Origin of the sequence: Nonomuraea zeae, assembly GCF_005889725.1 — a bacterium.
GTDB lineage: Bacteria > Actinomycetota > Actinomycetes > Streptosporangiales > Streptosporangiaceae > Nonomuraea > Nonomuraea zeae.
The window spans coordinates 33,027-47,263 of record NZ_VCKX01000038.1 but is presented as its reverse complement, the minus strand read 5'-3'; the positions used below and the strand labels follow the sequence as shown (position 1 = coordinate 47,263).

General features: G+C 69.3%; 9 protein-coding genes. 5 read left to right on the top strand and 4 right to left on the bottom strand.

Annotated elements, in window-relative coordinates:
- A complete protein-coding gene (locus tag ETD85_RS15145; RefSeq protein ID WP_138690338.1) occupies positions 1 to 1,056 on the top strand; it encodes a hypothetical protein in 1,056 nt (351 codons plus the stop codon).
- A 23-nt stretch (positions 1,057 to 1,079) separates the two neighbouring features.
- On the opposite strand, the gene ETD85_RS15140 is transcribed toward ETD85_RS15145, so the two are convergent.
- The gene (locus tag ETD85_RS15140) at positions 1,080 to 1,760 is read right to left on the bottom strand and encodes a TetR/AcrR family transcriptional regulator (RefSeq protein WP_138690337.1); all 681 of its coding nucleotides are present in this window, start codon (positions 1,758 to 1,760) and stop codon (positions 1,080 to 1,082) included.
- Positions 1,761 to 1,833: 73 nt separating this feature from the next.
- On the opposite strand from ETD85_RS15140, the gene ETD85_RS15135 reads away from it, so the two are divergent.
- The 3 genes from ETD85_RS15135 to ETD85_RS15130 all read left to right on the top strand — a co-directional run bounded on the left by ETD85_RS15135 (position 1,834) and on the right by ETD85_RS15130 (position 3,466).
- Positions 1,834 to 1,989 carry an FAD-dependent monooxygenase gene (locus tag ETD85_RS15135; protein WP_138690336.1) on the top strand — a complete coding sequence of 52 codons (156 nt, stop codon included), beginning with the start codon at positions 1,834 to 1,836 and terminating at the stop codon, positions 1,987 to 1,989.
- Entirely contained in the window at positions 1,977 to 2,114 is a 138-nt protein-coding gene (locus ETD85_RS63105; RefSeq protein ID WP_170246679.1) for an aromatic-ring hydroxylase C-terminal domain-containing protein, read from the top strand. Before ETD85_RS15135 ends, ETD85_RS63105 begins: the two co-directional genes overlap by 13 nt.
- A gap of 458 nt (positions 2,115 to 2,572) precedes the next feature.
- The gene (locus tag ETD85_RS15130; RefSeq protein ID WP_138690335.1) at positions 2,573 to 3,466 is read left to right on the top strand and encodes a helix-turn-helix domain-containing protein; all 894 of its coding nucleotides are present in this window, start codon (positions 2,573 to 2,575) and stop codon (positions 3,464 to 3,466) included.
- Positions 3,467 to 3,489: 23 nt separating this feature from the next.
- Here the strand turns inward: ETD85_RS15130 and ETD85_RS15125 are convergent, their stop codons facing one another.
- A complete protein-coding gene (locus ETD85_RS15125; RefSeq protein ID WP_206058319.1) occupies positions 3,490 to 4,068 on the bottom strand; it encodes a hypothetical protein in 579 nt (192 codons plus the stop codon).
- Positions 4,069 to 4,494: 426 nt separating this feature from the next.
- On the opposite strand from ETD85_RS15125, the gene ETD85_RS15120 reads away from it, so the two are divergent.
- Complete coding sequence (locus ETD85_RS15120; protein WP_240779158.1) at positions 4,495 to 5,253, top strand: ABC transporter permease; 759 nt, start codon at positions 4,495 to 4,497, stop codon at positions 5,251 to 5,253.
- 43 nt (positions 5,254 to 5,296) lie between these two features.
- Here the strand turns inward: ETD85_RS15120 and ETD85_RS15115 are convergent, their stop codons facing one another.
- Positions 5,297 to 5,836 (bottom strand): DinB family protein, encoded by a 540-nt coding sequence (locus tag ETD85_RS15115; protein ID WP_138690333.1) that lies wholly within the window; start codon positions 5,834 to 5,836, stop codon positions 5,297 to 5,299.
- An 18-nt stretch (positions 5,837 to 5,854) separates the two neighbouring features.
- Positions 5,855 to 14,155: a SpvB/TcaC N-terminal domain-containing protein gene (locus ETD85_RS15110; protein WP_170246683.1), complete on the bottom strand. Its 8,301-nt coding sequence runs from the start codon at positions 14,153 to 14,155 to the stop codon at positions 5,855 to 5,857.
- Positions 14,156 to 14,237 lie beyond the last annotated feature (82 nt).

The window sequence follows — 14,237 nt, the reverse complement described above, 5'->3', positions numbered from 1 at the left end:
ATGCCGGCACCATTACGCGCCGGCCGGGAGAAGGCGCTGATCGGCGTGCTCGTCGCCGTCGGCAACATCGCCGCCGCGCACCGGTCGTACGGGTGGATCACTTTGCCTGTGGTCTGGCAAAGGTTCCGCGGGCTCAGGTTCGGCGACTGCCGCCCGGGGACACTTGCGGGCGTGACGGGACACGTCACGAGCCGTATCGAGCAGCCTCGGTGGCGGCCAGGACGCCGAGCTCGCCGGAGCGCAGGCAAATCCACGATCACTGAAGAGGTGGTTTCCATGTCCGATGAGCTGTTGTTCTACCGTGACGGTGACGGCGGGATCTCGACGGCCAGGGTCGACGATCAGGGTACGTTCACGGGGCTGAAGGATGGCAAGGTCAACGCGGGTTGGACGCACATCGTGCTCACCAACAGGAACCTGCTCTTCTACCACCAGGGGAACGGCGGCATCGCGACAGCCAGGATCGACGACCAGGGCACGTTCACAGGACTCAAGAACGGCAAGGTCAACGCAGGTTGGACGCACATTGTCCCGACGAACGGGAATCTGCTGTTCTATCACCAGGGGAATGGCGGCATCTCGACGGCCAGGATCGACGACCAGGGTACGTTCACGGGCCTGAAGGATGGCAAGGTCAATACGGGTTGGAGCCGTATCGTTCCCACGAACAGAAACCTGCTGTTCTATCACCAGGGGAACGGTGGGATTTCGACGGCCAGGATCGACGATCAGGGCACTTTCACGGGCCTGAAGGACGGCAAGGTCAATACGGGTTGGACGCACATTGTCCCGACGAACGGGAATCTGCTGTTCTATCACCAGGGGAATGGCGGGATTTCGACGGCCAGGATCGACGACCAGGGTACGTTCACGGGCCTGAAGGACGGCAAGGTCAATACGGGCTGGAGCCGCATCGTCCCCACGAACAGAAACCTGCTGTTCTACCACCAGGGGAACGGCGGGATCTCCACTGCCAGGATCGACGACCAGGGCACGTTCACGGGGCTAAAGAACGGCAAGGTCAATGCGGGTTGGACGCACATCACGCCGGCCTGAATAAAAACCACGGCCGGTGCCGGTCACGCCGGTGGAGCCGGGGCGCTGGGCACCCCCAGCAGCGGCAGCCACACCGCATCCACGATCTCGACGATCGACTCCTCCGGCACCGCGCGCATCGTCATGAACATCTCATGGCGCAACAGGTCCAGCGGCAGGTTCACCACCCGGGACGAACGCGGCACGTCGGGCAGCTCACCCCGCTCAACCGCACGGGCGACGATCATCTCGAACGGGGTCGCCTGACCCGGCGCGAGGAGGGTGTCGCGTAGCTCGCTGAGGCTGGTGCCGCTGTCGCGGAAGTAGTCCACCAGTTGCACGCTCATCAGCATGATCATGCCCGCGCGGTCGGCGTCGGCGTTGTGCAGGAAGCCGATCGCGTCATCGCGGAGGCTGCCAGTGTCGGGCACCGTGATCGGCAGCCAGAACTTGGTGAGGGTGGCCAGCAGCAGGTCGTCGCGCTGCGGCCAGCGCCGGTAGAGCACGGGACGGCTCGTGCCGGCGCGGGCGGCGACCGCTTCGTAGGTGAAGCCGAGATAGCCGTGCTCGACCAGGACCTCCCACGCGGCGTCGAGGATCGCGTCCTCTAGCTCGGAGCCGCGCCGACGGGAGGCGCCACGGTCCCGGGCCGGGTCGCCGTCGGCTCGCCGTTCTACCGCCTGCGCCCCGCTCTTGCCCTCGACCTGCTCGTGCTTACGATCCACTTGCGTACCTTATCGCGGTAACCTGCGGCGTCCGCCGTTAGATACAGTCGCGTATCCTGAGGAAGCGCCAGTGATGTCAGACGTCATCATCGTCGGCGGTGGACCCACCGGCCTCTTTCTCGCCGGCGACCTCCGCCTCGCTGGGGTCCGGCCCCAGCTGCTCGACCTCACCGGCGGGAACGACCTCGCCGACCTCGCGGAAGTCTGGAACGACGCGTGCACCGCGTGATCGCGACCGCCGACGACGCCCCGGCGCCCGCACTGCTCATCCGTCCCGACGGCTACGTCGCCTGGGCCGGCGCGGACCCCGACCGCCTGAAGATGGCCCTCACCCGCTGGTTCAGCCCTGGCTGAGGTCCACGGCCGGCTTGCGCACCGAGCCCCCGGCAACCCTCGGCCTGCCTACCACCTGGAGCGCCGGGGATGAGATCGTGATCTTCTGATGGCGGGGGCGATCACTGGTGCCTGGACGATGTTCCGGTGATCCGTCGCGCGGCGTACCGAGGACGGTTATACGCCGCGTCGCGGGGACATCATCGTCCACCACGCGCCCGAGGACTGGACCGCCGTCGGCACGGGAAGTCGGCAGCACGGATCCACGTCACGAGCGGCAACCGCGCCGCCGCCCCCGACTCCCGTGCCGAGATGGACAAGGAGAGCGGCCGGCCCCACAGCCCCCCTCCAGATACTGCAGGGTCGGCCGCCCTTCCTCCACTACCGTTACTGACAACGCGCTGAGCTGGAAGAGCCGGTTGTTCCAGGGAACGGGTTTCCCCGGAAGTTTGACCATCTGGATGCCATCATTGGCTGACATGGACAGCCCAGGCAACCCGCCTCTCGCTTCTCCGAGAGGGGTGCTGGCCGACTTCCTGACCGCCCGGCGCGCCGCAGTCACCGCAGCCGAGCACGGTCTGCCCGAACCGGCCTACCCGCGCCGGGTGCCCGGACTGCGCCGGGAAGAGGTCGCCCAGCTCGCCGGCATCAGCACCGACTACTACAGCCGGCTGGAACAGGGCCGCATCCGCACCGCCTCCCGCGCGGTCCTGTCCGCGATCGGCCGGGCCCTGCTGCTGAACGACGACCAGCAGCGGCACCTGTTCCACCTCGCCGACCCCGCCGTGCCGGAGCCGCCGGCCGAGGCCGAGCAGCAGGTCGCCCCGCAGACGCTGCGGCTGCTGGCCAACCTCGTCGACACCCCTGCCCTGGTGCTCGGCCGCTACCTGGACATCCTGGCCTGGAACCAGCTCGCCGCCGCCCTGCTCGGCGACCTCGCCGCCCTGCCACCCGGCCACCGCAACTACGTCCGCATGATCTTCCTCGACCCGTACGTCCGAGCCATGCAGGCCAACTGGCGCGTCCGCGCCCGAGAAGCCGTCTCCAGCCTGCGCATGGCCGCCGGCGCCTACCCCGACCAGGCCCGGTTGCACGAGCTCGTCGGCGACCTGTCCGCCCACGACGACGACTTCCGCACCTGGTGGAGCCAGCACCTGGTCACCGTGCAGCCCTTCGGCCACAACCAGCTCCACCATCCCATCGCCGGACCGTTCAACCTCGACTGGCAGGCCCTGACCAGCCTCGACGATCAGGAACAGCTCATCGTCCTCATCACCGCACCTCCCGGCAGCCCCGACCACGCCGCCATCCAGCGCCTCGCCACCTGGGCCCGCCGGCAGGGCCTCCAGCCGAGCCACCCACTCGGCTGCTGAGGGAAGGATGCCAATGGCCCTCCTCAACCGCGCTGCTCCAGGCCCGATCGGTGCCATTGGTCGCAGTACTCGATGTGAATCTCCCGTGCATTACCGAGGAAGCCGTCATTCGAGTGGAGCTCGATGCAGAAGTGCGCGGCATTCGGGTGGAGCGGGACATGGCCTGGTCCCTTTCCGGCGACATCGAGAAAGAGCCCGGCAGTCTCGCGGAACACCTTCGCGCTGCCCGTCATGAACAGCGTCTCGGCGTGTAGGCGCTGGTGGAAAAGATCCCGGTTCTCGCGGTGATGGCGGGCCTGGTGGTCGGCCGGGACAGCCTCGGTGCGCCCTGCCTGAGGCAGGTCGACGGTCTGGGGGCGGCCGGGCCCAAGACATCCGCGCACCTGCTTCCACCGGGAGGGAGCGAACTGGAGCGAGTGGTGCATCAACACGAGGTCAAGTCGCCGGCCTGTCGTCTCCCCGGCCGGAGGGCGATTGGTCCGCATCGGAAGGTGAATCAGGGAGCGGGGAGAACGGGAGGCGAGCATCCATAGTCCGCCGATCCGTTGCGCGCCGTCCTGATCAAGATACGCGTCCAGGTGCCAGTCGTGATCGATGAGCACGGCGTGGCGTAACGGCCGAGCCGGACGGATGACCCGGAATTCATCGGGCCCCAACCTCGCCCCAGTCATCGATGAAGTGGTTGCTAATCTCTCCGGACAAGACTTTGACTACGCGGCACTTCGCCGATAGAGGCGCTCTGTCTGTGCAGCAGCACCCGAGGGTGGCCTGCCTTTTCGAATACGCCAAAGCGTCACGGGTGACCACCGAGTGGTCGGGCCGCTGGACGCGCGCGGGCAGGAGGCGAGGTCCTCCGGCAGGGGTCAGGGACGATCACGCGGTACGAGGCCGGCAAGGCGACGGCCTCGGCCACGTTCACCGAATTGCCGAGCTCAGTGGCTCGACGGTCAGCGGATCGCGTGCGGCCAGGGTGGCCCGCGTGACCTGCCGGACTCCGCCGACCGGCCGGCGGCGGGATAGTACTGGCTGTGCGCTCCTCTTCTCTGATCTCCCTGACCCCCCTTCTCCCCGTGATCCTGGTGGCCCTCATCGGGCTGGGTGCCATGGTGGCGTGGCTGGGCCGGCTCGGCCACGGGCGGGCCGTGCTGACCGCCTGCCTGCGGGCGGCGGTGCAGCTCGGTGCGGTCTCCGCCCTGATCACGTGGGTGGTCGCCTACTTCGCGGCGGCGGCGGGGTTCATCCTGCTCATGTACGGCGTCGCGGCCTTCACCGCGGGCCGGCGCATCACCCGTGACCGGGCGGCCTGGTGGGCGGCGGTGCCGATCGCCGCGGGCGTCGTCCCGGTGCTCGCCCTGCTGGCCGGCACCGGAGTGATCTCCATGGACGCGATCGTGGTGATCCCCATCGCGGGCATCCTGCTGGGCGGCTGCATGACCGCCACCTCGCTCGCCGGGCGGCGGGCAGTGGACGAGCTGGCCCAGCGCAGGGGAGAGGTGGAGGCGGCGCTGGCGCTGGGCTTCCTGCCGAGGGACGCGGCGCTGGAGATCTGCCGGCCGGCGGCGAACCAGGCTCTGGTGCCGGCGCTCGACCAGACCAGGACCGTGGGCCTGGTCACGCTGCCCGGCGCCTTCGTGGGCATGCTGCTCGGCGGGGCCGGCCCGATCGAGGCCGGGGTCGTGCAGCTCGTGGTGCTGGTGGCGCTGCTGGCCGCCGAGGCCGTGGCCATCGTGGTGACGACCGACCTGGTCGCGCGCGGTCACTTCACCCGGGCCGGCTCGCCCCGCTGAACCGCGTGTCGGGCCGTCGCCCGCCGTCGCGAACCGGGTGCGGTCAGAGCCCCACCGCGCCGTCGATCTGTTCCCTGAGCAGGTCCGCGTGGCCGTTGTGCCGCGCGTACTCCTCCACCATGTGCATCAGCACCCAGCGCAGCGACACGGGCCCCTCCCCGGGCTCGTTCCCGGTGAGCCCGAGGTCGGGGGCCGCGTCGACGAGCCGGTCGGCGAACGCGATCTCCGCCTGCCAGGCCCGCCACGCCTCGGCGACCATCCGCGCGTCCGCCCCCGCCACCTCGAACGCGCCGCCGGGGGCGGCCGGGGAGGAGAACAGGGGCGGCGGCTCCTGCCCCGCCATCACCCGGCGGAACCAGAAGCGCTCGGACTCGGCCGCGTGCCGCACGAGGCCGAGCAGCGACAGCGCCGACCGGCCCACCGCCCGCTGGGCGAGCTGCGCCGGCGCCAGGCCGGCGCACTTGTGCTCCAGGGTCTTCCGATGCCAGCGCAGGAACGCCACCATCGTCGTGCGCTCATCCGCCTGTGCCGGGCGCTTGACGCGGGAATCACCGTCGTTCTGGACGAACGGGAGAGTCGGCATCCCGTCATCATGCACCACCTATTGGATGCAGCTGTCGTCCGGGCAGTACTCCTTGTTCTCGATGACGAAGCCCCACGGGAAGATGGTCGTGTACTTGTAGTCCCGATGCCGCTGCTCGACCTCTTCGCTGTACGTGCGCCCGTGCGCCTTCGCGTCCTGCATGGTCTCGTAGTCGGCGAAAATCCCGTGGATGAGCCCGGCCCAGAAACCGGCCCGTCCCACCGCGTCCGCCACGTTGCCCGCCCTGGCGACCGGGTCGATGCCCGACTGGAGCCGGCCGCCGCCGCCCTTGCCGCCGCGCCCGGGCCCGACGTCCTCGGCGGCCGACAACCCCCTCTTGACGGTGTTGTCGACGGCCTCGCTGCGTGGCGTGGCCTGCACGCCGCCGCCCTTCTGGTTGGTCATCACGGGTGCGCGGCTGTCCATGGCCTTGGCGAGGATCCTTCCGGCGAGGCTTCGCTGGAACCTGGCCATGAGGCCGGCCTTGCCCTGGCTCACCGGCTCGGGGTACTCGACCCGGTAGTCCGCGTACGGCTGGCCGTCCTCGGCGATCGAGTAGTGCGTCGCGCCTTCACCGGTGGAGGTCGAGTACTCCGCGTAATATCCGTCCTCGGCCGTCAGCGGCGGGGGCGGCTGATCCCCGGAGGAGCCGGACGCGGGCGAGAGCCCGTCCGGGTCGGTGTACCGCAGCGGGTTGGCGTTGCCGTAGAGGTACGACGACAGGGCGAGCGAGGTCGTCCCCGAGTCCGGCAGAGCCGGATCGGCGCTCTGCCAGGCCGCGGTCCGCGGGTCGTAGTACCGAGCCCCGAAGTAGTACATCCCGGTCTCGTCGTCGAGCTCCTTCCCGCCGAACTCCAGCGGCACCGGCTGGGACGGCTTGTCGTCCACCCACGTCTCCCCGCCCGGGATGTACTTCAGTGTCTCCACCAGGCCGCCCGAACTGTCGGTGACGTACCCGGTCGAGCCGAGGTGGTCGTTGTGAGCGTAGAACTGCCGGTCCTCGACCTTGTGCGGCTGCTCGACCTGCTTGGTCAGCAGCCGAGTCGAGCCGACGTAGATGTGCTTGTACTCCTTGTTGCCGTTGGTGGAGTAGTTCTGGTTCGGATAGACGTGGAACTGCGCGCCGTCCTTGACGACCCGCGTGCCCTGGTCGTCGTAGAAATACCGCGCGTTGGGCGCGCCGCCCGCGTTGTCGCACGAGTCGGGGGACTGGGGCAGGTCCTTCGACTGGACGTTCTCGTGGTCGCAGGCCAGGCGGTTGTCCTCGTCCCAGATCAGCTGGCGGCGGGGCCGCGGCTGCTGGTTCCTGCTGATCTGGTTGCCGTTGGCGTCGTAGGCGAACGACTGGATCCCGATCTGGCTCGCGGCGTGCGCCCCGCCGTAGGTGTAGGCGTTGGTGTAACTGTCCTTGCCGTGCGTCAGCGCCTTGCTGGTGATGTTGCTGATGCTGTCGTAGCGCAGGTCCAGCGTGTACGGATCGCTCTTGAAGGTGCCCTGCGCGTGCGTGAGCCGGTACACGTCGTCGTACTGGAACGACTCCGACGACGGCGGGCCGGCGGCGTTCTGGAGCGAGGTGAGGTTCCCGACCCCGTCGTAGCCGTAGGTGGTGTTCTCGAAGACGGTGCCCTGGGCCAGGCTCGCCCGCAGGTTCTGCAGCCGCCGTGTCAGCGGGTCGTAGGTGTACTGCGTCCGCGTGCCGTTACCGGTGTCGGCCAGCGCGCGCTGGCCGAACTTGTCGTAGTCCAGCCGCTTGAGGTACTGGTACGTGGTGCCGCCCTTGAGCCCGGTCGCCGCGTCCACCTGCCCGCCGCTGTCGTAGTGGTAGGTCAGCACCTCGCCGTCGGGGAAGGTGAGGTCGAGCACCCGATTCCACGTGTCGTACCGGTACTGCGTGGTGAAGGTGAGCACGTGGCTGCCCTGCGCGTGCACGGTCCGCGTCTCCTTGGTGAGCTCGCCGAGCGGCCCGTACTCCCGCGCCACGCTGCCGGCGCCGTCCACGACCGCGGCGATCCGGTTGGCCGTGTTGTTCGGCGCGCCGGGCCCGCCGTAGGTGTAGGTCACGTTGTTCCCGGTGAAGATCGGGTACCGCACGCCGCTCAGCCGGTTGAAGTCGTAGGTGTACTGGACGGCCGCCCCGGCGGCGTTGATCTTCTTGATCGGGTTCCCGGCCAGGTCGTAGACGGTTTCCGTGCGTCCGGAGGACGGATCGGCCACGACGGTCCTGCGGCCGAAGTTGTCGTACGACATGGTCGTGGTGTTGCCCTTGTCGTCCACGATCGACGTCCGCTGGCCGAGCGCGTCGTAGCCGAAGCCGGTCGTGCTGACGCTGTCCTTGATCGAGGTCATCTGCCCGCGTACGTCCCGATAGGTCCGCACGACCTTGCCGTTGGCGTCGGTCGCGACCGTCTCGAACTGCGAGAGCCCGAAGCCGTACCGGGCCGTGGAGGTCGTCCGGTCCGGGAGGACGACCTTGGTGACGCGGTCCTGGACGTCATAGGTCTTGGCCGTCGGCGCCACCGTGTCGAAGGCCGCGGTGAAGGTGGTGTTCCCCGGCCCCTTCGCCTCGGTCACGGGGAAGAACTCCTCGACGGCACGCCCGAGCGCGTCGTAGACCACCCGCCCGGACACCACCACGACCGGCACGTGCGCCACCGTCGCGTCCGTCTTGGTCTGGATCACGCGGTCCAGGCCGTCGGTGAACGTGATCGTGTCGATCGTGTCCAGCGGGTCACCGGCCTGGCCGTCGAAATGCCGGGTGATCCCGTACGGCACGGAAGCCTCGGGGTGGTACTCGAAATCGACCGTGTGGTGCCCGGACGAGGCTTCGTATGGCCCGGTCACCGAGGACAGCCGGCCGGCCGCGTCGTAGGTGTTGCGGACGGTCTGCTGGTTGAGGTCGGTGCCGGACTCCTGCAGCCCGAACCTGAGGTCGTGCGTGGAGGTGGAGCGGAAGCCGAAGCTGTCGGTCACCGACTCCACGTACGTCGAGACCACCGCGTCGTAGGCGTAGGTCTCCGTGTACCGCTGCCCGCTCCTGTTGGCGGGCCCGGTGCAGGTCCGCAGGTTGCCGTTGTCGAAATAGGCGAGATCGGTGACGGCGGACGAACCGTCGGCGAGCTCGGCCACCTGCCGGGTGACGTCCCCCGTGGCGCAGTCCACGGTCGACTCGCGGTGGCGGAGCAGCGTGCCGCCGCTGAACACGTCGATCACGTCGGGCGAGCCGGGCACGCACGCGGAGTACCCGATCCGGGTGTCCACGTCGTCGGCCGCGCCGGCGTCCCCGGCGTCAAATGACTTCGTGATATTTCCCACGTTGTCGTACTCGTAGGTGGTGAAGGTGGACTTGCCGGCGGTCGCCGCTCCCTCGAAGTACCGCACGTCGGTCCGCGTCAGAGCGGGGAAGATCGTGGCGGTCGTGTCGGCGGGATCGCCGTCGAGCGTGTAGGTGTTCGTGGTCTCCACGAACTTGTGGCCGTCGTCATCGGCCGTCACCGTCGAAACGACCAGGCCGCGGGTGTAGTGGCCATCCGTCCGGTACGTCCGGGTGACGCGCCGCGTGTCCTCGTGCGAGACCACCGTTTTGTACCCGTCGAACTCCCGCTCCAGCCGGTCGTACACGCCGTCGTCGTAGGTGTACGTGCTCACCTGCCCGGGCCCGTCGTCGGCGCGGCCGTCGTCCACGGCCACGCGAGAGAGCACGAACCTGGACTGCGGCTGCCCGAAGGTGTTCCCGTCCCGGCTGTAGTCGAAGTCGAGCCGCCCGCCGAGCGGCCTGGCGACCGTCTTCAGCAGGTTGGTCCGCCCGGTCCGGTTCTCGGCGACGACGAGCTGGTCGTCCTTCGTCGAGGAGACGTGGTCGGCGTACCCGTCCCCGTTGAGGTCGCGCAGCGCCTCCTCGGTCCGCGACGTGCCCTTGGAGGCGTGCCCTCCCGGGTTGACGACCACGCAGACAGTCAGGAAGCAGATCGAGAACGTGAAGTACGCCGCCGCTCCCAGCCGCGCGTTCGCGTCGGTGTTCACCGACTTCAGGCTGCCGCGGAACTCCACCGGCTGCTCGAAGCCGCTGCCGGTGTTCAGCCCCACCTTGATGGGATCGCCCGAGATCACCCGGTCCAGCAGGCCGTCGCCGTTCATGTCCATCAGCGTGCTGGAGCTGGAGGTGCTGCTCTCGTCGTAGGAGACGCCGCCGGCGAAGCCGTAGAAGTCGGTGTTGAACCCGAGGTTCAGCCCGGCGTCCACGCCGCTGCCCTTGTTGAGCGGGCCCGGGTTGCGGAACGGCTCCGGAGCGCCGAAGCGGTAGCCCAGGTTGAGCGCCACCCGGCCGTCGGAGTACACGCGGTCCGGCAGGGCGTCACCGTTCAGGTCCAGCAGGTCGAACTGCTGGTCGGCGTCGCTGGCGCCGAGGCTCCCGCCGATGCCCAGCGGCGGCATGTCGCTGCCCGCCGTCGCGGTGGCCGCCGTCGTGGTTCCCGGCGGGCTCGCGTAGCCGCGCCCGGTCGCGATCACTCGCGCCGCGCTGCCCGCGCTGATGCTTCCGGACTCGGTTCCGGTACGGCGTACCGCCCCGTCGGGAAGGGGGCCACGGGTGTCCCCGAGGCCGCCGGTCGGGTCGGTGTACTGGATGCCGCCCGAGCTGACCACGTCGGGGAAGCGGTCCCCGTTCATGTCCATGAAGTCCAGCTGGCCGGTGCTGTCGCCTTTGGCAGCGCTGGCTCCCGCCGGGCCGATCCCGCCGGAGAGCGAGATCTGCCGGGAGCGCGACAGCCGCGGCACGGCCACGGCGTCGCCCAGGTCAGCGGGGCTGGGCAGATCGACCGACCCGCCGCCGAACCGGGCGCTGCTGCCGCCCTCCGGCCCGATCCACGACGAGTCCCCGACGCCCCACCGGTTCTGCGCCGGCGAGGGAGCGAACGGCACGACCTTCGGCGGCTTGACGCGCGGGTCCTGGCCGAACCCGGTCTGATCGACGCTGCCGGGCAACTGGTCGCCGAAACCGTCGTCGATGACCAGGTCGTCCTGCGCGATCGGCTGGGTGGCGCGGGCGCCGTTGTACCCGGCGGCGCCCCACCCCCGGTACGGCTGCGGGAACGCGCCCTCGACCGCCGCGCTGTGGAAGGCGCTCGGCGCGTCCTGGTCGCCGGCCCTCACCGCCTGGCCGGTCAGGAACGAGCGCAGTCGCGGGTCGAGCGTGCTGAAGTCGAAGAACAGCTCGTCGCCCGTGGCGGCCTGGATGCCGAACTGACCCGGCGAGGTCAGCACGCCCTCGTGGACGTCGAAGGTCTTCTTGGCCACGAGGGCGCCGCGCCTCTTCACCGTGAAGACGACCCGCCCGCTGGGCTTCGCCGTGCCGAAATCGAAGGCGAGGCTCGGATCTATGGTGAGGTCGCCTCCGGCGGCGACGGTGAAGGAGCCCTGCGGGCCGGTGAGCTCGTCGATCGGGTACATGTCGACGTCGTAGGGCGGGGACACCTTGATGTCTGGGTGCTCGACGTAGGTCGCCTCGGGTGTCCACGTGAGCGCGCCCAGGTCGATCGGCGAGTCGATCTGGAGCCGCCACTTGAGCGTCTGCCCCTTCTGGACCGGCACGTCCACGTCGATGGGCAGGGAGTCGCCCGTGATCTTCTGCTGGAACAGCGGAGTCCCGTCAGCCGTGATCACCGCGGTCACGTCGTCGGTGGTCGCACGCGACCTGCGGACGTCGCCCGACAGGTGCATCGTGCCGTCCAGCGGCACCTTCACCTCGGTGGACCGCCCGCCCTGCGTGAAGTCGTCCGAGGCTCTGTAGACGTACGGCGCGAGCCCGTTGACGTCCCGGACATCAGCCACGCCGAGGTAGCTGACCTGGGGATTCCAGGACACCTCATCGTCCGTGCCGTCGGAGACCGACTGGACACGGAAGTACAGCCGGTCGCCGCGACGCACCGCGACGGAGTCCACCCCCTCCGGCGCGTGCTCGGCCGGGTCCTCGGGGCCGATCGTGGCGGACCAGAGCTCCGCGTCCTCATGCTGGACGGCCACGCGAACGCCGTCCACCGACTTCGTGCTCGCCAGCTTGACCGGCCCCTCCACCTTGACGGTCCCGTCGAAGGGCGCGACCCAGCGGCGCACGCTGTCCAGCAGGGGGAACGACTCGTTCAGCCGGTCGCGGTCCTGGCTGAAGTCGAACAACCCGTCCGTTTCCAGATGGCCGGGGCTGACGGGCACCGGCGTGTCACCGCTGACGCCGTACACCGGAGTGCCGTCCGCGCCGACCCGGCCGAACAGGACGCTGTCGCCCTTCACCAGGTCGCTGACGCCGTCACCGTTGACGTCGGCGAAGTACGTCGCGGTGGTGCTGAAGGCGTTGACGAAGTCGGCCTGCGCCGCGACGCCGCCGGGGAAGCCCTCGACGCCGAGCGTCAGGGTGTTGCTGGTCTCGTCCAGGATCCCGGGCAGGTCCAGTGGGTGCGAGTCGCCGGCGAACCGCGTCTGCCCATGAGGGCCGGACAGGTTCTTGCGGTACCTCACCTGGTCGTGGTCGCGGAACACCTTGTCCGGCAGCCCGTCGCCGTCCACGTCGATCAGAGCCAGCACGCCCTCGTTGGAGGTGTGGCCGCCGCCGACCTTCAGGCCGACCGAGTTGGTCTTCGAGGGCGACCCTCCGACCCCGAGGTAGAGGTGCGCGCCCTCGCTGAGGCTGCTGCCGGCGCTGAGCGCGCTCGCGTCGCCCTGGTGGCTGGGCGTGAGGTTCAGCAGCTCGTTGCTGAGGTGGTCGCTCGGCGAGGTCCACTCGGCCGGGCTGAACGCCTGGTAGTTGCCCTGCGCGTCGCGAATGTCGTCGTAGTAGCTGAAATCGTGCTTGTTGAACGGCGCACCCTGGCTGTCGAGCTGCGCGATGGAGGCCAGCAGCGTCTTTCCGAACGCGCCCGTGGTGTAGGCGAACGCGTACCGGCGGATCAGGGTGTCGTCCAGCCTGACGTCGATGCGGCGTAAGAGGTCGGCGGTGACCTGCTTGAACCCGCCGCGCGCGTCGATGATCTGGTCTTTCCGCAGAGGCTCGCCGAGGTCCCGGTCGCGGAGGAAGGTGACGGAGTAGTGGCCGCTGTAGGTGATCTTCGTGACGTAGAGGTTGCGGCCCGGCTCGGCGCCGGGGACGTCCACCTGCTCGTGGTCGTACCGGACGACGTTCCCGTGCAGGTCGCGGACCTCCCGCAGGGCCCATGTGTAGACGTTGCCGGCGCCGTCCTTCAGCGTCGTGTCGTAGATCCACCGGACGCCCGACTTGTCGGTGCATTCCCAGGTGTAGTCCTTGGGGGAGGAGCCGTGCCGTACGATCCGCATGAACGTGCCCTCGACCCGCGCGTGGAACGTCTTCTCCGAGCTGCGCGGCTGCGGCGTTCCGCGGTTGGCCGGCGGCGTGAGCTGCGCGCCGTTCAGCAGGTAGGTCTCGGTCTCCTTGTCCGCGGCGTAGCGCGGCACCCCCCACCGGGTGTCGATCGTGATCGACGGTGTGGACAGGTCCCAGCCCACGCCCATCCAGCCGTTGCCGGACTCCGAGCTGTAGGACACGTTGAGCTGCGGCTGCAGGCCGAGCCGGCCCGGCGGAACCTCGATGGGATAGCTCAGCCGGTTGTCGCCCGTGTTCCCCGGCTGCGGCGGCGCGATCAGGTTGACCTTCGAGCCGGGATCGGCGGCCTGGACGCCCTTGAGCTGGTTGGGGTCGAACGACTCGTTCGCGGGATGCTCCGGCGTCGAGACCGCCGCGTTGATCATGTCGGTGAAGTGGTCCGTCAGGGAGGTCACCGTGTGGCCGGCCTCGTCCACCTTCACGCGCTGGAGCGGCTGCCAGCACAGGCTCGCCTCGTCGAAGAAGTACGTGTACAGGTCCTGCGCGGTGACGTCGTCCGTGAGGAGCGTCGCGTCGTACGGAAGCGTCACCTCGACGGGGGCCGCGAACTGCATCGGGTGCGGCGTGAACCGGAACCCGGCGACGGCCTTGCCCGTCACGTTCGTCATGTCCTGGGGGACGGTGACGCCGGCGCCGGTCAGCGCGGTGATCCCGATGCTGACCGGTTGCCGCACCGTGCCCGGTTTCACGACGACTTTCGCACCGCTGAAGGCCACCGTGTGCGCCTGCCTCTCCGCCGGGCTCACGGCCTCCTGGTGGTCGGGCATCCCGGGCGTCGTCGTGGTGGCGCCCGTACCGAACCCGCAACTGCTCAGCGGGGCGGGGATGACCGTGGGGTCCGCCACGGTACGGACGTCGGCGGGACCCGATCGGGCGAAGCCGGCCGCGATCAGTACGAGTACGAGCCCACCCGAGAGAACATGTCTGAACATTCCGGCTCCGCCCATCGATAGAGATCCCTACCGATGGGCGTTCCACCCGGTTCCCCGCCGTTCCACGACGCGGTCCCCGGGC

What these genes read in the sequence shown, in the direction of transcription:
- ETD85_RS15145 (WP_138690338.1), top strand. Translation starts at nt 1, where the DNA reads ATGCCGGCACCATTACGCGCCGGCCGGGAGAAGGCGCTGATCGGCGTG.
- ETD85_RS15135 (WP_138690336.1), top strand. Translation starts at nt 1,834, where the DNA reads ATGTCAGACGTCATCATCGTCGGCGGTGGACCCACCGGCCTCTTTCTC.
- ETD85_RS15130 (WP_138690335.1), top strand. Translation starts at nt 2,573, where the DNA reads ATGGACAGCCCAGGCAACCCGCCTCTCGCTTCTCCGAGAGGGGTGCTG.
- ETD85_RS15115 (WP_138690333.1), bottom strand. Translation starts at nt 5,836, where the DNA reads ATGCCGACTCTCCCGTTCGTCCAGAACGACGGTGATTCCCGCGTCAAG.
- ETD85_RS15110 (WP_170246683.1), bottom strand. Translation starts at nt 14,155, where the DNA reads ATGTTCAGACATGTTCTCTCGGGTGGGCTCGTACTCGTACTGATCGCG.